Source organism: Spongiibacter sp., assembly GCF_041602295.1.
GTDB lineage: Bacteria > Pseudomonadota > Gammaproteobacteria > Pseudomonadales > Spongiibacteraceae > Spongiibacter.
On record NZ_JBFIGO010000056.1, the window covers coordinates 1 to 17,786 of the forward strand.

Here is a 17,786-nt window from a genome sequence, read left to right on the forward strand (position 1 = left end):
GCCAAAGCTTCCTCCAGCCCCGGCTGGTAGTTTTCCTCAGGCACAAACAGCGGATCTTTAATCGGCTCGCCCGCTTGAATCGCCTCATTTATTTTGCGGTTAAAACCGGCCAAATTCCGCACGCCCATGGCCGACATCAGCTTGTAACGCCGCTCCATCTCGGCTACGCACCAGCGCAGGCCATTGGCGGCATCCTTCATGTCGGTGATGACCGGCGTCAACAGGTGCGGAATGCCGTCGTATACCGACAGTTCGAGCATTTTGGGGTCAACCAGTAGCAGCCTGACTTCCTCGGGGGTCGACTTGTAAAGCAGGCTGAGCAGCATCGCGTTAACCCCCACCGACTTACCCGAGCCAGTTGTACCGGCAACCAGCAAGTGGGGCATCTTCGCCAAATCGGCACAAACCGGTTCGCCGGAAATATCGTGGCCCAAGGCCAGCGTGAGCGCCGACTTGGAGGATTCAAAAGCCTGAGAGGACAGCACCTCGCGGAAATTAACAATCTCGCGGTCCTCGTTGGGAATCTCGATGCCAACATAGGGCTTGCCCGGAATCACCTCCACGACGCGCACACTGATAACCGCAAGTGATCTCGCAAGATCTTTAACTAAGTTGCTAATTTTACTTACCTTTACACCCGCATCCGGCTCCAGCTCGAAGCGCGTGATCACCGGTCCGGGGAACACTGCCACGACCTTGGCGGAAACGCCAAAATCGAGCAGCTTGATCTCCAGCAGCCTCGACATGGCCTCCAGCGTTTCCGGGGAAAACCCCTTGTCGGGGTGGCGCTCAGCGGGGTCGAGTAGCCCCAGGGACGGCAGGCTGCCGCTGACCAAACCATCAAACAAGGAGGTTTGGCGCTCTTTCTCAACCCGCGCCGATTTGGGTGCGGGCTTTGGTGGTGGCGTAATTTCGGGGGCTACACGGGTTTTGTGGATTTCCGTTTTTTTGGCTACCGAGTCCTTGCGCTGTTGCTGGGCCTGCTTGGCGGCGCGCTGCTCAGCGCGGCGCTGCTGAAACGTAAAGTAGTGGTCCTGCATCCGCGCGACCAACGCCAAGGTAATGCCACCCAGACGATCAATCAGTCGCAACCAGGACAGATCAGTAAACACCGTCATGCCAAAAAGCAAAATTGCCAACAACAGCAGGTGGCTGCCAAAAAGACTGAAAGAGGCCACCGTGGCGTGCCCGATGGCGTCGCCCAGAATGCCTCCCGCACCAAAGGGTAAGCCGCTTAGACCACTGTCTTGCGTTGCGGCCAAACCGGTGCTGGCAATCATCACCAGTACAAAACCAATGCAACGAAGGGCGAAAACCACCGAGTCAAAGCCCTGTGGATGCAGGCGGTCGTGGAATAATTTGCCAGCTCGAAACGCCAGCATTACCGGAAATAAATACGCCATATAACCAAACAGCGCATAAAACACATCGGCCAGCCAGGCGCCTACTGGTCCGCCAGCGTTACTAACGCCATTACCACTGCCGGTGCGCGACCAGCCCGGATCAGCTGCGCTGTAGCTGATCAATGACACCAGGACATAAACACAGGCCGCGACCAGTGCAATCAGCAGGCCTTCTCGCAGACGCAGGTGCAGGGTGTCGCGGCTGTCGCTGTTGTTACTATTTGCCTTCGTGGTCTTTGCCAAGGGAAATCGGCTTCCTTTGTAGTGTCGTAAGGGTTACTGCACGCCGCGCAAAACGGCATTGAAATTGCAAAATTTGGCCCAATATTAGCACTTCAATCAAGCGCTTGTCGCCGTGTCGGTTTTTGCCGGGGCGAATGATTTACCCTATGATAGGCGCCTGTTATCAGTCACCCCGGATTGTGCCAAGTTCAATCCCCAAGTAGAGAATGTTACCTTCATGAGCGACAGCCAACACCATCGTTTGATCATCCTTGGGTCCGGCCCAGCCGGCTACACCGCTGCAGTTTACGCCGCCCGCGCCAACCTCAACCCTGTCGTGATTACCGGCATGCAGCAGGGCGGCCAGCTCACCACTACCACCGATGTCGACAACTGGCCCGGTGATCAAAATGGCGTACAGGGCCCCGAGCTGATGATGCGCATGCAGCAACACGCCGAGCGCTTTGACACCGAAGTGATTTTTGATCACATCGACAGCGTAGACCTCAAGGAGAGACCGTTTACTCTGAAAGGCAGCAATACCTACACCTGCGACGCACTAATCATCGCTACCGGCGCCTCGGCCCAGTACCTCGGCCTTCCCTCTGAAGAAGCCTTTATGGGCAAGGGTGTATCCGCCTGCGCCACCTGCGACGGTTTTTTCTATCGCGGCAAGAAAGTCGCGGTAATTGGCGGCGGCAACACCGCCGTGGAAGAGGCCCTGTATTTGTCCAACATCGCCGCCGAGGTCACCTTGGTCCACCGCCGCGACGCCCTGCGCTCAGAAAAAATCCTGCAGGACAAACTGTTGGAGCGGGCGAAAAATGGCAATATCAATATTCTGTGGAACCACACCCTCGATGAAGTACTGGGCGATGACTCTGGCGTGACCGGTCTGCGCCTGGCCAGCACTCAGGACGACAGTACCCAGGAAATCGACGTTGCCGGCGTATTTATCGCGATTGGCCACAAGCCCAACACCGGAATTTTCGAGGGGCAGCTCGAGATGCACAACGGCTACTTGAAAATCGCCAGCGGCACCGAGGGCAATGCCACACAGACAACCGTCGAAGGTGTATTTGCTGCAGGCGATGTTGCCGACCACATCTACCGTCAGGCGGTAACCTCGGCAGGCTTCGGCTGTATGGCGGCGCTGGACGCCGAGCGATACCTCGACAACCTGTCCTGATTAAGGGCGCAGCCGAATGCCCCATATCCCCTGGCTGGATAGCAGCGAGCTGCGCTTCCCTGATATCGATAATGCCCTAGAAGACCCCAACGGCCTGTTGGCCGTTGGCGGCGACTTGTCGCCAGAGCGATTGCTTGAAGCCTATCGGCACGGCATTTTCCCTTGGTATGAAACACCGCAACCCATTCTTTGGTGGTCTCCCCAACCTCGCGCCGTGCTGTTTCCCGAGCGGCTGCATATCAGCCGCAGTCTGCGCAAAGCATTGCGCCGGGGTGACTATCATTTAAGCGCCGATCGTTGCTTTGGCGATGTGGTCGATGCCTGCGCCGCACTCAGCCCGAAGCGTCCCGGCACCTGGATCACCGACGACATGCGTCGCGCCTACCAACGCTTGCACGAGCTCGGCTGGGCCCACTCCATAGAGGTATGGCAAAACGGCGAGCTGATAGGTGGCCTGTACGGCCTGGCACTGGGTCGTGTGTTCTTTGGTGAATCCATGTTTAGCAAGCGCAGTAACGGCTCTAAAATAGCGCTGGTGGCGCTGTGTTGTCACTTGCAACAATGGGGGTTTGAACTTATCGACTGTCAGGTCGGCAATGACTATCTTTACAGTATGGGCGCGGAAACATTGCCCCGTCAGCAGTTCAAAAATCTGCTAGCCGAGCACGCCCAGCCTGGAGAGGCCGATACTGCCCCCTGGCACTTAGCGACCCACTCATTGTTGGCAGCTTGTTATGAATGACGAACAGCGCATCAAGCTCTTTGCAACAGCGCCCCACCCCTGTAGCTATTTTACTGATCGCGAGGCGCAGACCCTGTTCCTCGACCCTGCCGTCGAGGTCAGCGGGCCGCTGTACACGCAGCTCTCGCAAGCCGGCTTCCGCCGCAGTGGTAACCATTACTACCGGCCCAACTGTGAGGGCTGCAGGGAGTGTGTGCCCTGCCGCGTACCGGTGCGAGACTTTCACTACAGTCGCAATCAGCGCCGCTTGCTGTCGCGCAACCGCGACTTACAGCTGCGTTGGCAGCCCAAACCAGACGCCCAGGCCTATGCGTTATATGTACGCTATATCAGTGAGCGCCACCGCGACGGTGATATGTATCCGCCATCGCGTGAGCAATTCGACAGTTTTATTGGCGCGCATCGCGAAGACAGCCTGTTTCTACACATCTACTTGGCCGAAGAGCTATTGGCGGTGGCCCTGTGTGATCCGATGGGCGATGGTCTGTCTGCGATTTATACATTTTATTCGCCCCAGGAGCAGCGTCGCAGCCTGGGCAAGCTGACGGTCCTAAAACTCATTGAGGCCTGCCAGCAGCGTAATCTACCCTATCTTTACCTGGGTTATTGGATCCGCGACTGCCAAAAAATGCGTTACAAAATTGATTATCGCCCGCTGGAATTGCTAATGGATCAGCGCTGGGTGAGATTGAATTGACGACAAATTGCCTAATCCCGCTAATTAGGGCAAAATGCGCGCAGATTTTTCTGGGTCAGTTTCGACCCACATTCTCCACCTTCAACCGTATCTGAGGATTGCTGCCGAATGGCGAAAGAAGACCAGATTGAAATGGAAGGCGAGGTTATCGATACCCTGCCAAACACTACATTCCGCGTTAAGCTGGAAAACGGCCACGTCGTGACCGCCCATATTTCCGGAAAAATGCGCAAGCACTACATCCGCATCTTAACCGGCGACAAAGTCAAGGTAGAGCTGACGCCCTACGACTTGACTAAGGGCCGCATCACCTTTCGCGGCCGCTGAGATCGTCACGGAGACCTTATCAGGTCTCCGCTTCCAACTCTCTCACCGCTTCAGCTTCTAAGGTCAGGGTGTCGAGCGCCTGGTCAACGCTGATATGTACGGTGCCGCCTGTACCCTCCAGCTCTCCAAACAAGACCATTTCGGCCAGAGGCTTCTTGATGTGCTCTTGAATAACACGCGCCATGGGCCGCGCACCCATTGTTTTGTCGTAACCCTTGGTGATTAACCAGCGGCGCGCATCGTCGTCGACTTGCAGCACCACTTTTTTGTCATCCAGCTGAGACTGTAATTCCACCAGGAACTTGTCAGCCACGGTCAACACGACCTCTTCCGCAAGCGGCGCGAAATTAATCACGCTATCCAAGCGGTTGCGAAACTCCGGCGTAAACAGCCGATTAATGGCCTCATTGGCATCGGTGTGGTGATCTTGCTCACTGAAACCAATGGAGCGTCGGCTGATATTCTCCGCACCCGCATTGGTCGTCATTACCAAAATCACATTGCGAAAATCGGCTTTGCGACCATTGTTATCCGTGAGCGAACCGTGGTCCATTACCTGCAGTAACAGGTTGAACAACTCGGGGTGCGCCTTTTCGATTTCGTCGAGCAACACCACAGAGTGCGGGTGCTTGGTAACAGCGTCAGTCAGCAGACCGCCCTGATCGAAGCCCACATAACCGGGAGGGGCGCCTATTAGCCGCGATACCGTGTGGCGCTCCATGTACTCCGACATATCAAAGCGCACCAGCTCCAGCCCCATAATCTTTGCCAGCTGCCGACAGACTTCCGTTTTGCCCACGCCAGTTGGCCCGGCGAGCAAAAACGAACCTATTGGCTTGTCACCGGACTTCAAGCCCGCCCGCGCCAGTTTGATGGAGGCAGCAAGCTCAGTGATCGCCTGATCTTGGCCAAACACCACCATCTTGAGATTGTCTTCCAGCTTGGCCAGCGACGCCTTGTCGTCTGCAGAAACACTCTTCGGAGGAATGCGGGCTATCTTAGCGACAATCGCCTCGATCTCGGCAATATCGATTAACTCCACCCGCTCGCCTTCAGGCTGCAAGCGTTGATAAGCGCCCGCCTCGTCAATCACATCGATCGCTTTGTCGGGCAGAAAGCGGTCATTGATATAACGCGCCGACAGTTCGGCGGCGGTACGCAGCGCCGCGTCGCTGTATTTAAGCTCGTGATGGCCCTCAAAGCGGGATTTCAAGCCCTTGAGGATATGAAAGGTGTCCTCCACGCTGGGCTCACCGATATCGACTTTCTGAAAGCGACGGCTAAGGGCACGGTCTTTTTCAAAAATGCCGCGGTATTCCTGAAACGTCGTGGAGCCAATACAGCGCATTTGGCCACTACTGAGCAGCGGCTTGAGCAAATTGGAGGCATCCATCACGCCGCCTGAGGCCGCACCGGCGCCAATGATGGTATGAATTTCATCAATGAACAAAATGGCGCCATCGCGTTTTTTAAGATCGGCAAGCAGCCCTTTCAGGCGTTTTTCAAAGTCACCCCGGTACTTTGTACCCGCCAATAGCGCGCCCATATCCAGCGAATACACCACACTATCAGCGAGCACATCGGGCACTTCACCGTCGACGATGCGCTTGGCCAGGCCCTCGGCAATCGCCGTCTTGCCGACACCGGACTCACCGACCAGCAAGGGGTTATTCTTGCGGCGACGACTCAAGATCTGCGCCACGCGCTCAACTTCTTCAGCGCGACCGATCAGCGGGTCTATTCGCCCTGACATCGCCTCCTCATTGAGATTGGTAGAGAAACTCTCAAGTGGACGCTGCTCAGGGTCGGCGCCTCCGCCTTCTTGCTCACCGTGCTGATCGTGCTCGTCCTGCTCGCTACCCGACACCTTGGAGATGCCGTGAGTAATATAGTTAACAACGTCGAGGCGATTTACGCTCTGCGATTTGAGGAAATACACCGCCTGACTCTCCTGCTCGCTGTAAATCGCGACCAGCACATTGGCGCCAGTAACCTCTTGCTTGCCAGATGACTGCACATGGAAAACGGCGCGTTGTAACACGCGCTGAAAGCCCAGCGTCGGCTGAGTATCGCGCTCGACATCGTCATCGGGGATACGCGGCGTGGTGGCGTCAACAAACTCACTGAGCTCACCTTTGAGCTGCTTTAGATCGGCGCCACAAGCCAACAGGACTTTAACCGCGGCTTCATTGTCGGCCAGGGCGAGCAACAAGTGCTCCACCGTCATAAACTCGTGACGACGACTGCGGGCAGATTTAAATGCCTGGCTGAGCGTTGTTTCAAGGTCTTTACTCAACATAGCCTGTTACGCCTTTGGTTGTTGCACATAGTATTGCATCTAGATACTGCTTTGTACGCGGCATATTCAGCCTTCGTTCTCTTCAATTTCAGCGAGTAGCGGATGGCCGCTCTCACGCGCGTATTGATTCACCTGCTCAGCCTTGGTTTCGGCAATGTCCCGGGTAAACACCCCGCAGACTCCTTTACCCTTGGTGTGTACAGTCAGCATAACCTGTGTCGCGCGCTGCCGGTCCATGTAAAAAAAGTCCTCAAGAATTTCAATAACAAACTCCATTGGCGTGTAGTCGTCGTTGAGCAACACCACCTTGTAAAGCGGTGGCTTTTTGAGCTCGGGCTTCGCTTCCTGAAGCGCAGTTCCCCCCTCGTACTCCGGGTGATCCTCGCGGCTCATAACAATGTTCTGGTACGGCATAATTCTGTTTACCTGAGCTTAGCATTGCGCCCATCCCCCACAATAGGGGTATTCACCAAGCGCTCCTAGCGAGAAGTCGCAGCTTGACGCCAAGCACTCCGTGTTTTAAAAATGGGCATTAGCGCACCAAACCTCGTGTTTTGGTAGTGCTTTTACCAATAACTATAACGAGAAATCAGGGTGTAAGGCTATGCAAAATGGTGTTGTAAAGTGGTTCAATAACGCCAAGGGCTACGGATTTATCCTTACCGAAGATGGCAACCAGGAAGTGTTTGCCCACTACTCCGCTATCTCCATGGAAGGCTATAAAACCCTAAAGGCAGGGCAAAGCGTCAGCTTTGACGCCCAGCAAGGCCCCAAGGGCATGCACGCCACCAATATCCAGGCAGAGGAAGAAGTTGCCGAGCTAGATCAAGATCCTGGCTAGCACTTTTAATAAATCACTTTAACTGTCGCCCCGGGCTTTATCGGGGTGAGAAGCTAGCGCGCCAGTGCCAAGCCCAGCGCGCAGCGACGTCGACCCCAGGCGGGGTCGACTGACGGGGAGCACTTACATGTGCTTGATGATTGCGTCACCGAACTCTGAACATTTCAGCAGCTTAGCGCCGTCCATCAGGCGTTCGAAGTCATAGGTAACGGTCTTCGCCTGAATTGCGCCGTTCATGCCGTCAATAATCAGATCCGCCGCCTCGTTCCAGCCGAGGTGGCGCAGCATCATTTCTGCCGACAGAATCAACGAACCGGGGTTAACCTTATCTTGACCCGTGTACTTGGGCGCTGTGCCGTGGGTTGCCTCAAACAGCGCAACGCTATCACTCAGGTTGGCACCCGGCGCAATACCGATACCACCAACTTGAGCCGCCAGTGCGTCTGACAGGTAGTCGCCGTTCAAGTTAAGCGTCGCGATAACGCTGTACTCGTCCGGGCGAAGCAGCACTTGCTGCAGCATCGCGTCGGCGATCACATCTTTAATGATGATCTCTTTGCCAGTGTTTGGGTTTTTCAGCGTCACCCAGGGGCCGCCATCCAAAAGCTCGCCGCCGAACTCTTCAATCGCCAGCTCATAGCCCCAGCTTTTGAAAGCGCCCTCGGTGAATTTCATGATATTGCCTTTGTGAACCAGCGTCAGCGACGGCAGGTCCTGGTCAATCGTGTACTGGATTGCCTTGCGCACCAAGCGCTTAGTGCCTTCTTCTGAAACCGGCTTAACACCGATACCACACTCCTGCGGGAAGCGGATTTTAGTTACACCCATCTCTTCCTGCATGAAGTTGATCATTTTGTCAGCTTCAGGTGTACCCGCTTTCCACTCGATGCCCGCATAGATATCTTCAGAGTTCTCGCGGAAGATAACCATGTTGGTCTTGCCCGGCTCTTTGACCGGCGACGGCACGCCTTCGAACCAGCGCACGGGGCGTTGACATACATACAGGTCAAGCTCTTGGCGCAGGGCAACATTCAGGGAGCGGAAACCGCCACCTACTGGCGTGGTCAGCGGGCCTTTGATTGCAACGGCGTACTCTTTGATTGCGTCCAGCGTTTCAGCGGGGAACCAGTCGCCATCGTATAGCTCGGCGGCTTTTTCGCCGGTGTAAATTTCCATCCAGCTGATTTTTTTGTTGCCGGCGTAAGCTTTCTCAACCGCTGCGTCTACAACGTTGATCATTACCGGAGTGATGTCGATCCCGATGCCATCACCTTCGATAAAAGGAATAATTGGCCGATCGGGTACGTTCAGGGAAAGATCCGCATTAACGGAGATTTTCTCACCCTCTGCAGGTACCTTGATATGTTGGTATCCCATTTTTGACTCCATGGTTTATAGGTTAGTATCTGTGCTCGTTCGATGGCGGCAACAGCGCAGTGTCGCTGCTACAATGCCGCCTCGCCAATCTGGTCAGCGAGCGCTTTAAAGCCCAGCTTTCGTTAAAAAGCGCGGCATTATAACACTTTATAGTCGAATTTCTTCCATGAATGACAGATTCCCGTGACCGAACTAATACTTTTCAACAAACCGTTTCGGGTAATGAGCCAATTCAGCGCCTGTGACGGGCGTGCCACGCTGGCTGACTATATCGATATTCCCGCCGTTTACCCGGCCGGACGCCTAGACTACGACTCCGAGGGCCTGATGATCCTCACTGGCGACGGCCAGCTACAGCACCGCATCAGCCACCCCCAGCACAAGCTCAGCAAATGCTACTGGGCCCAGGTGGAAGGCCAAATCGACCCAGCGGCTTTAAAACAGCTGACCAGCGGCGTGGCGCTTAAAGATGGCCCTACCCTGCCGGCGCGCGCTTCAGCGATCAGCCAACCCCCAGGGCTGTGGCCGCGACAGCCGCCGGTGCGCTTTCGAGCCGCGATCCCAACCAGCTGGCTATCGCTGCAAATCAGTGAGGGCCGCAACCGCCAGGTACGGCGAATGACCGCTGCGGTAGGCTTCCCCACCCTGCGCCTGATTCGCGCCAGCATTGGCCCCTGGTCGCTCGACGAGCTGAAGCCGGGTGACTACCGGCGCGTCACCCTAGACGATGCCGCGCTGCAAGCACTCTTTCCCGCATCCGCCGCCAGCCGCACAAACAGCCGCAGACCTCGGCCGGCGGCAAAGCGAGGCCGCAAGGCGCACGGCGGCAATATTATTCCGCCGGGGCAGCGCGGCAAACCAAGCAAGCGTGGCCCGCGCTAAAGCCAAGCTGCTACAATATGCGGCTTTTGCCAACTGCAAAAAGGGATAGGTATGGATTGGCAGGCCCGGGTAACAGTGGCATGTGTAGTGGAAAACGACGGCAAATTTCTGATGGTTGAAGAAATCCGCGACGGCCGCCGGGTCTTCAATCAACCGGCGGGCCACCTAGAGGCGGGCGAGAGCCTGCACACCGCCGCCCTGCGCGAAACCCTGGAAGAAACACAGTGGCGCATTGAATTGCAGGGGCTGATCGGTATTGGCCTGTATACGCCGCCGGGAAAAAACGCCACCTACCACCGCACCACTTTTTTTGGCCGCCCACTCGCATTTTGCCCGGAACAACCGCTGGACAGTGATATAGACCAAGTACACTGGTTGACGCTGGACCAGCTTCGCCAACGCCGCCAACAGCTGCGCAGTCCCATGGTGCTGGACTGCGTAGAGCGCTACTTAGCAGGGCAGCGATTTCCGTTGACAATGATTTATGGTGAAACACTATGAGCGCCGATCCCATTCGTCTATGCGATAAGGCTATCGCCGACACCAAGGTCATCGTCGGCATGTCGGGCGGCGTCGACTCGTCGGTCACCGCGCTACTCCTCAAACAGCAGGGCTATCAGGTCGAAGGCCTGTTTATGAAAAACTGGAACGAGGACGACGGCACCGAATATTGCACGGCCATGGATGATCTCGCCGACGCCGCTGCGGTTTGCCAGAAACTGGACATCTACCTCCACACCGCCAACTTTGCTCAGCAGTACTGGGACAATGTCTTTGAACATTTTCTCGAAGAATACCGCGCGGGCCGCACGCCCAACCCCGACATACTGTGCAACCGCGAAATCAAGTTTAAAGCCTTTCTGGATTACGCCCTGGAACTGGGAGCCGACGGTATCGCCACCGGCCACTACACCCGCCGCAGCGCCAATCCCGGCGACACGCAGCTCCTCAAAGGGCTAGATGGCAATAAAGATCAGAGCTACTTCCTGCATGCCGTCAGCGCCGAGCAACTGGGTAAAACCCTGTTCCCGATCGGCGAACTGGAAAAGCCGGCCGTGCGTGCCCTGGCTGAGAAACACGGCCTGGTCACCCACAACAAGAAAGACAGTACCGGCATCTGCTTTATTGGCGAACGTCGCTTCAAGGATTTTCTGCAGCAGTACCTGCCCGCGCAGCCCGGCCGCATTGAAAGTACTGACGGCACAGATATGGGGCAGCACTCCGGTTTGATGTACCACACTATTGGCCAGCGTCAGGGGCTGGGCATAGGCGGTGTGCGCGGCGCCGGAGATGAACCTTGGTACGTCATCGACAAGGATCTCAGCCGCAATGTGCTGGTCGTCGCCCAGGGCAGTCAACATCCAGCGTTGTTTAAAAACTGCCTGCGCCTTTCACAGATACATTGGATCAACGCCGAACCACCGAGCTTGCCGTTGCGCTGCAGCGCGAAAACTCGTTATCGTCAACATGATCAAATCTGCGAACTGGTTGCCACCGAGTCCGGCTACGAGGCCGTATTCGAACAGCCTCAGCGCGCCATCACTCCGGGGCAGTCGGCGGTCTTCTACCTTGGCGAACAGTGTTTGGGTGGCGGCATTATTGAATCAGGGTACCAGCGCTAATGTTCTTTCCAGCTCCCCCCGAACAACTACGCCAACAAACTTTGGCACTGGCCGCACTGCTGCAAGCGGTTACCCTGGTGGACCAGCTTGCCCGCAGCGGCCAAGCTGACCCACAAGCCATGGATGCCTCCATGGCCAGTTTGTTCGACTTCAGCGGCCAGACAGCCGAACAGGTTTTTAACAGCCCGCAGTCACTGGAGTTAGGGCTGCGCGCGCTGCGCGACTTATTAAGCGGCAATGACTACGGCGAACGCCAGGCCATCACCCGCTACTGCATGGGTGTATTGTTTTTACAGAACAAACTGCGCCGCGACAAAGACGCCAGCAGCATCCTGCGCAATCGCTTGGAGCACTGCGCCAAGCAGCGCGAGTTTGGCAGCGAACTCACTGGGCTGGCCTCTGCCTTGGCTGACATTTATCAAGACACCCTGTCCAAATACCGTTTCCGCATCAAGGTCAGCGGCAGCGCCCAGCAGCTACAAAACCCCGAAACCGCAGCGAGGGTGCGCAGCCTTTTACTCGCGGCAATCCGCGCCGCCTACCTATGGCGGGCCGCGGGCGGTAATCGCCTGAACTTACTGCTGTATAGAAATCGGCTTTTTACCGAAGCTCGGCAGCTGCTCAGCGCTGAAATTCAACACTGAGCAGTGTATGATTGCGCCCCATAAATTTGCCCTCCTCGCATCTAGAAAGGTAACCCGATAATGGATTTGTCCGCGCTCTCCGCTATTTCTCCGGTCGATGGTCGCTACGCTAGCAAAACTGCAGCACTGCGCCCGGTATTCAGTGAATTTGGCCTGATCAAAAGCCGGCTGATTGTTGAGCTGCGCTGGTTGGCGCAGTTAGCCGCCAATCCCGGTATCGAAGAAGTCCCGGCCTTGTCTGCGCGTGCAGCGGATGTTCTCGACGCGATGATCGTCAATTTCGGTGAGGCGCAGGCCGCTAGAGTCAAAGAGATTGAAGCCACCACCAATCACGACGTTAAGGCCATCGAGTACTTCATCAAAGAAAGCATCGCCGACGACAGCGAATTGGCAGCGGTATCCGAATTTGTACACTTTGCCTGTACCTCAGAGGACATCAACAACCTGTCCCACGCGCTGATGCTGAACGAAGGTCGCGAGGTGTTGCTGCAGGACATCGACAGCATCATCGACAAGCTCGCCGAACAGGCCCGGGAATTTGCTGAAATCCCCATGCTGTCGCGCACCCACGGCCAAACGGCCAGCCCCACCACCATGGGCAAGGAGCTGGCCAACGTCGTCGCCCGTCTGCGCCGCCAGCGCCAGTGTATTGCCGACGTTGCCCTGCTGGGTAAAATCAACGGTGCGGTGGGTAACTACAATGCCCACATCAGTGCCTATGCCGATGTCGACTGGGAAGCCAATGCCAAGCAATTTGTCGAAAGTCTGGGCCTGAACTGGAATCCCTACACTACCCAGATCGAACCCCACGACTACATCGCTGAACTGTTTGATGCCATCGCTCGCTTTAACACCATACTGATCGATTTGGATCGCGACATCTGGGGTTATATTTCACTGGGTTACTTCAAGCAGCGCACCATCGCCGGCGAAGTGGGCTCATCCACCATGCCGCACAAGGTCAACCCCATCGACTTTGAAAACTCCGAGGGCAACCTCGGTATTGCCAACGCGGTACTCCAGCACCTGGCAGCCAAACTGCCGGTATCTCGCTGGCAGCGCGATCTGACCGACTCCACCGTGCTGCGTAACATGGGCGTGGGCATGGCCTACAGCATGATTGCCTACCAGGCTACGATGAAAGGCCTGAACAAGCTTCAAATCAACCCCGAGCGCCTGGCGGCCGACCTCGATGATGCCTGGGAAGTGTTAGCCGAGCCCATCCAAACAGTGATGCGCCGCTACGGCGTGGCTGAGCCCTACGAAAAACTCAAGGCACTGACCCGCGGCCAGCGCATTACTCGCGACACCCTGGCTAATTTTATCGACACACTGGAGATTCCAGAGTCGGCCAAGGCAGAATTGCGCGAACTGAGCCCCGCCAGCTATATCGGTAACGCCATCGCACAAGCCAAGCGGATTTAAGTCGTGGCGCTGCAGGACTTCGACGCCCAGCAGTTCCTCGACAACGATTGGCAACAACGGCCGCGCTTATTGCGCGGCGCCCTGCCGAATTTTGACTGTCCCGTCGATGGCAACGACCTCGCCGGGCTGGCCTGCGAGCCCGACATCGACTCGCGACTGATCTGCCAACAGGGTGACGACTGGCTGCTACGCCACGGCCCCCTTAACGAGGGCGATTTCGCCGAGCTACCGGCCAGTCACTGGACCTTATTGGTGCAATCTGTCGATCAGTGGATACCCGAAGTCGCCGCCCTACTCCGCTTGTTCCGGTTTCTGCCACGCTGGCGTATCGACGACATTATGGTCAGCTATGCCGCCGACGGCGGCAGTGTTGGCCCCCACTACGATCAATACGATGTGTTTTTGATCCAGGGCAGCGGCCGCCGCCGCTGGCAGCTGGGACAGCACTGCAACAGCCAGAGCGAGCTGCTAGGCCATCCCGATCTGCGCCTGCTGAAACATTTTGACTGCAGCGAAGAGCACACCCTCAACCCCGGCGATATTCTCTATATTCCCCCCGGAGTCGCCCACTGGGGCAGCGCCGTAGGCGATGATTGCATTACCTTGTCAGTCGGCTTTCGCGCCCCTGCCAACAGCGAGCTATTGCACAACTGGTGCATTGAGCGTGAGTCGCTACTCACCGAAGATCAGCGTTATTGCGATCAAGCACTGGATGCCCGACAACCCAGTGGCTGGATTCCTCCGGAAGTTGTCGCACAATTGCGCCAGCGCCTAAGTGAGGGCTTAAACGACGACCAGCAACTCTCCCGCTGGTTCGGCCAAATGATGAGCCGCGTGGATGAAGAGCAGTGCTTCGATAATCCACCACTGACCGAAGCGGACTTTTTGCAGCGTGAAGAGTCCTCGACACTGCTGTTACGCCCGGGAGCACGCCTGGCATTCGACAGCCACTTTTTGTTTGCCGACGGCGCGGCCTACCCCTACCCGGCAAGCGCTCGGGACGAAGTTGCCGCGTTTTGCTCACTCGAAAATGGCGACGTGGTCAGTGGCCTAGCGAATACGCTACGCTATAACCTGTATCAAACGGGAACGGTGTATTTCGATGACGATGTTGAAGATTGACCAGGTTCACTGGTCACAACACTGGCGCGAACTGACCGAGCTGAGACGCCGGGTATTTGTAGAAGAGCAATCGGTGCCAGTCGAACTGGAACTGGACGAACACGATTTTAGTGCCCGCCACTGGCTGGCTTGGTACGGACAAGAACCCGTCGGCACAGTGCGGTTACTTAGTGACGGCCATATCGGTCGCATGGCTGTCGCCGCCGATTACCGCGAGCGCGGCATCGGCCGGGCCCTGCTTCATCACGCCCTAGAGGGCGCCCTAGAAATGGGCTTGACCAAGGTTGAACTGGCCGCGCAATTGCAGGCTATCGACTTTTACCGCAAGGAAGGCTTTAAGCCTGTCGGCGGTTTATTCGTCGATGCCGGCATCGATCATCAGCGAATGGAGCGACCGCTGCGTTTAGAACGCCGCCTTGGCGAAGACGGTAAGAAATTTCATATCGACAAACTCAGTGAATCGGTACTGGCAGTTTGCAGTCTGGCTCAGCGTCAACTGCGCATTTTCTGTCACAGCCTGGAGAGCGAGTATTACGGCCAGGAGCGCTTGATTGAAATTATCTCCGAACTTGCGCGCAAGCACCGCGACAGCGAGGTGCGAGTTTTAATCTGCGACGATCGACCACTGCGTGAAGGGCGCCACCCCTTGGTTGATCTCAGTCATCGTCTGAGCAGCAGCTTGCAGATCCGCATTTCCCGCCCGGAACAACGCAGCGATTTCCGCGAATATTTTCTGGTCGCCGACAAAGAGGCGATCGTCGCCTACAGTATGAATCGCTCTGGGCGCGGCTGGGGTGGTTTTAACGAACGGGCAAAAGCCAAAGAGTACTGCGAACAGTTCGACCGCCTCTGGCACCTATCAAGCCCCTCGCCCTGGTTAAAAAAACTATTTTAGTCACCGAGCATCACGCCCAGCTCGTTGTCGCGATAAATCAGCTCGTAGCAGCGCAAATCTCTACAGGGTTCTTCCGATGCGTGGCGCAGCTGACCACTGCGGATATCAAACCGGTAATGGTGTTTGGGACAAACTAGCTCGCTTCCCTGCACATCGGAGGCCGTTAACGGCCACGCCCGATGGGGGCAATTGCTCTCTATCAGATAGCGCTGACCATCGATCTGCAGCAACATGAGTTCGTCACTGTCAATTTTGAATACCTTGCGGTAGCCATCGTAAAGATTAATCAGTTTTTCTAGGCTGTAATAGCGCATACACCAATATCGTCAAGACTTTCGCAAATCTTAACCGCTGTCGCCTGAGCTCGCCAGCACAGACAAAAAAGCCCGGTCTACCTACAGGCAAACCGGGCCGATGATTGCGGCGTATGGAAAGACTTACTTCTTAAGCTGTTCTGCCAAGAACAACCACGTTTCCAGTACCGAGTCCGGGTTTAGTGACACACTGTCGATGCCCTGCTCCATCAACCACTGGGCAAAATCTGGGTGATCCGAAGGCCCCTGTCCGCAAATACCAATGTATTTACCCTGTGCCTTACAGGCCTTGATCGCATTGGACAGCAAGACCTTCACCGCCTCGTTGCGCTCATCAAACAGGTGGGCGATCAAACCCGAGTCGCGATCCAGCCCCAGAGTCAGCTGAGTCAGGTCGTTGGAGCCAATCGAGAAGCCATCGAAGTGCTCGAGGAACTGTTCTGCCAGCAGGGCATTAGCCGGCAGCTCGCACATCATAATAATCTTCAGACCATTCTCGCCGCGTTTCAGGCCATTTTCTGCCAACAGCTCAATGACCTGCTTGGCCTCACCCACGGTGCGGACAAAGGGCACCATGATCTCGACATTTTGCAGGTCCATTTCCTCGCGTACTTTCTTCAGTGCCCGGCACTCAAGGTCGAAACACTCGCGGAAGGAGTCGGAGATATAGCGCGACGCGCCGCGGAAGCCCAACATGGGGTTTTCTTCCGATGGCTCGTACAGACTGCCGCCGATCAAGTGGGCGTATTCATTGGACTTGAAGTCGGACATGCGCACAATGACCCGCTCGGGGTAAAAGGCACTGGCAATACTGGAGATGCCCTCGACCAGCTTCTCTACGTAGAACTCCACCGGGTCAGCATAACCGGCAATACGGCGTTTCACCGCCTGTTGAACGTCGCGCGGCAATGTGTCGTAGTTGATCAGCGCCTTGGGGTGCACACCGATCATGCGGTTGATAATAAACTCCAAGCGCGCCAAGCCCACGCCGGCGTTGGGGTAGGCCTGGAAGTCAAAGGCGCGGTCTGGGTTGCCGACGTTCATCATGATTTTGAATGGCAGCTCAGGCATGGCATCGAGCTTATTGCGGCTGATATCAAAATTCAGCTGCCCGGCGTAGACCATGCCCGTATCGCCCTCGGCGCAGGACACGGTGACGTCCTGGCCGGTGCTCAGCCGCTCGGTGGCATCACCGCAACCGACCACAGCAGGGATACCCAGTTCACGGGCAATAATGGCTGCGTGGCAAGTACGGCCGCCGCGGTTGGTAACGATCGCCGAGGCGCGCTTCATCACCGGCTCCCAATCGGGATCGGTCATATCGGTCACCAGTACGTCGCCCTGCTGCACCTGATCCATCTCGGCCAGATTATCGATCACTCGCACCGGACCTGCGCCGATGCGCTGACCAATGGAACGGCCCTCACACAGCACGGTACCCTTTTCCTTAAGCAGGTAGCGCTCCATCATATTGGCCGACTCGCGGCTTTTTACCGTTTCGGGGCGCGCCTGCACGATATACAACTTGCCGTCATCGCCATCGCGGGCCCACTCAATATCCATCGGGCGGCCATAGTGTTTCTCAATAATCAGGGCTTGGCGTGCCAGCGACATGACTTCTTCGTCGGTAATACAGAACTGGCCGCGATCGTCTTCGGGCACCTCAACCGTTTCCACTGACTTGCCGGCTGAGGCCTCGCTACCGTAGACCATTTTGATCAACTTGCTGCCCAGGTTGCGGCGCAGCACGGCGTGGCGGTTTTTCTCCAGCGTCGCTTTGTGAAC

18 protein-coding genes are annotated in these 17,786 nt (G+C 56.4%); 12 read left to right on the forward strand and 6 right to left on the reverse strand.

The window, feature by feature from the left end; translation table 11 throughout:
• Positions 1-1,646: DNA translocase FtsK 4TM domain-containing protein (locus ABYM29_RS10160; protein WP_372864624.1), on the reverse strand; the 1,646-nt coding region annotated here is incomplete at its 3' end.
• A 217-nt stretch (positions 1,647-1,863) separates the two neighbouring features.
• On the opposite strand from ABYM29_RS10160, the gene trxB reads away from it, so the two are divergent.
• The 4 genes from trxB to infA all read left to right on the forward strand — a co-directional run bounded on the left by trxB (position 1,864) and on the right by infA (position 4,580).
• Positions 1,864-2,814: a thioredoxin-disulfide reductase gene (trxB, locus tag ABYM29_RS10165; protein WP_372864625.1), complete on the forward strand. Its 951-nt coding sequence runs from the start codon at positions 1,864-1,866 to the stop codon at positions 2,812-2,814.
• A 16-nt stretch (positions 2,815-2,830) separates the two neighbouring features.
• Positions 2,831-3,556 carry a leucyl/phenylalanyl-tRNA--protein transferase gene (aat, locus tag ABYM29_RS10170; protein WP_372864626.1) on the forward strand — a complete coding sequence of 242 codons (726 nt, stop codon included), beginning with the start codon at positions 2,831-2,833 and terminating at the stop codon, positions 3,554-3,556.
• Positions 3,549-4,253 (forward strand): arginyltransferase, encoded by a 705-nt coding sequence (locus ABYM29_RS10175; protein WP_372864627.1) that lies wholly within the window; start codon positions 3,549-3,551, stop codon positions 4,251-4,253. The genes aat and ABYM29_RS10175 overlap by 8 nt, the downstream gene beginning before the upstream one ends.
• 108 nt (positions 4,254-4,361) lie before the next feature.
• Positions 4,362-4,580 carry a translation initiation factor IF-1 gene (infA, locus tag ABYM29_RS10180; RefSeq protein WP_027872503.1) on the forward strand — a complete coding sequence of 73 codons (219 nt, stop codon included), beginning with the start codon at positions 4,362-4,364 and terminating at the stop codon, positions 4,578-4,580.
• 19 nt (positions 4,581-4,599) lie between these two features.
• Here the strand turns inward: infA and clpA are convergent, their stop codons facing one another.
• Both clpA and clpS read right to left on the reverse strand, forming a co-directional pair.
• The gene (gene clpA / locus ABYM29_RS10185; RefSeq protein ID WP_372864628.1) at positions 4,600-6,879 is read right to left on the reverse strand and encodes an ATP-dependent Clp protease ATP-binding subunit ClpA; all 2,280 of its coding nucleotides are present in this window, start codon (positions 6,877-6,879) and stop codon (positions 4,600-4,602) included.
• A 66-nt stretch (positions 6,880-6,945) separates the two neighbouring features.
• Complete coding sequence (gene clpS / locus ABYM29_RS10190) at positions 6,946-7,293, reverse strand: ATP-dependent Clp protease adapter ClpS (protein WP_372864629.1); 348 nt, start codon at positions 7,291-7,293, stop codon at positions 6,946-6,948.
• A gap of 190 nt (positions 7,294-7,483) precedes the next feature.
• Between clpS and ABYM29_RS10195 the strand changes: the two genes are divergently transcribed.
• On the forward strand, positions 7,484-7,720 hold the full coding sequence (locus ABYM29_RS10195; RefSeq protein ID WP_372864630.1) for a cold-shock protein: 237 nt from the start codon (positions 7,484-7,486) through the stop codon (positions 7,718-7,720).
• 123 nt (positions 7,721-7,843) lie between these two features.
• Here ABYM29_RS10195 and icd read toward each other — a convergent pair whose 3' ends face one another.
• Positions 7,844-9,097, reverse strand: a complete 1,254-nt coding sequence (gene icd / locus ABYM29_RS10200) for an NADP-dependent isocitrate dehydrogenase (RefSeq protein WP_372864631.1) — start codon at positions 9,095-9,097, stop codon at positions 7,844-7,846.
• Positions 9,098-9,280: 183 nt separating this feature from the next.
• Here icd and ABYM29_RS10205 point away from each other — a divergent pair, with 183 nt between their 5' ends.
• From ABYM29_RS10205 to ABYM29_RS10235, 7 genes are read left to right on the forward strand one after another with little or no spacing between them, the layout of a single operon-like run.
• On the forward strand, positions 9,281-9,979 hold the full coding sequence (locus tag ABYM29_RS10205; RefSeq protein ID WP_372864632.1) for a pseudouridine synthase: 699 nt from the start codon (positions 9,281-9,283) through the stop codon (positions 9,977-9,979).
• A gap of 51 nt (positions 9,980-10,030) precedes the next feature.
• Positions 10,031-10,480 carry an NUDIX hydrolase gene (locus tag ABYM29_RS10210; protein WP_372864633.1) on the forward strand — a complete coding sequence of 150 codons (450 nt, stop codon included), beginning with the start codon at positions 10,031-10,033 and terminating at the stop codon, positions 10,478-10,480.
• Complete coding sequence (mnmA, locus tag ABYM29_RS10215) at positions 10,477-11,601, forward strand: tRNA 2-thiouridine(34) synthase MnmA (RefSeq protein ID WP_372864634.1); 1,125 nt, start codon at positions 10,477-10,479, stop codon at positions 11,599-11,601. Before ABYM29_RS10210 ends, mnmA begins: the two co-directional genes overlap by 4 nt.
• Entirely contained in the window at positions 11,601-12,245 is a 645-nt protein-coding gene (gene hflD / locus ABYM29_RS10220) for a high frequency lysogenization protein HflD (protein WP_372864635.1), read from the forward strand. The genes mnmA and hflD overlap by 1 nt, the downstream gene beginning before the upstream one ends.
• 60 nt (positions 12,246-12,305) lie before the next feature.
• Positions 12,306-13,670, forward strand: a complete 1,365-nt coding sequence (gene purB / locus ABYM29_RS10225; protein WP_372864636.1) for an adenylosuccinate lyase — start codon at positions 12,306-12,308, stop codon at positions 13,668-13,670.
• 3 nt (positions 13,671-13,673) lie between these two features.
• Positions 13,674-14,792 carry a cupin domain-containing protein gene (locus tag ABYM29_RS10230; RefSeq protein WP_372864637.1) on the forward strand — a complete coding sequence of 373 codons (1,119 nt, stop codon included), beginning with the start codon at positions 13,674-13,676 and terminating at the stop codon, positions 14,790-14,792.
• Positions 14,773-15,687 (forward strand): GNAT family N-acetyltransferase, encoded by a 915-nt coding sequence (locus tag ABYM29_RS10235; RefSeq protein ID WP_372864638.1) that lies wholly within the window; start codon positions 14,773-14,775, stop codon positions 15,685-15,687. Before ABYM29_RS10230 ends, ABYM29_RS10235 begins: the two co-directional genes overlap by 20 nt.
• Here the strand turns inward: ABYM29_RS10235 and ABYM29_RS10240 are convergent.
• A complete protein-coding gene (locus ABYM29_RS10240; RefSeq protein ID WP_372864639.1) occupies positions 15,684-16,001 on the reverse strand; it encodes a Rieske (2Fe-2S) protein in 318 nt (105 codons plus the stop codon). The two genes, ABYM29_RS10235 and ABYM29_RS10240, sit on opposite strands and share 4 nt — an antisense overlap.
• Before the next feature lie 123 nt (positions 16,002-16,124).
• Positions 16,125-17,786 (reverse strand): phosphoenolpyruvate synthase (gene ppsA, locus ABYM29_RS10245; RefSeq protein WP_372864640.1); only part of this gene is annotated, 1,662 nt, incomplete at its 5' end.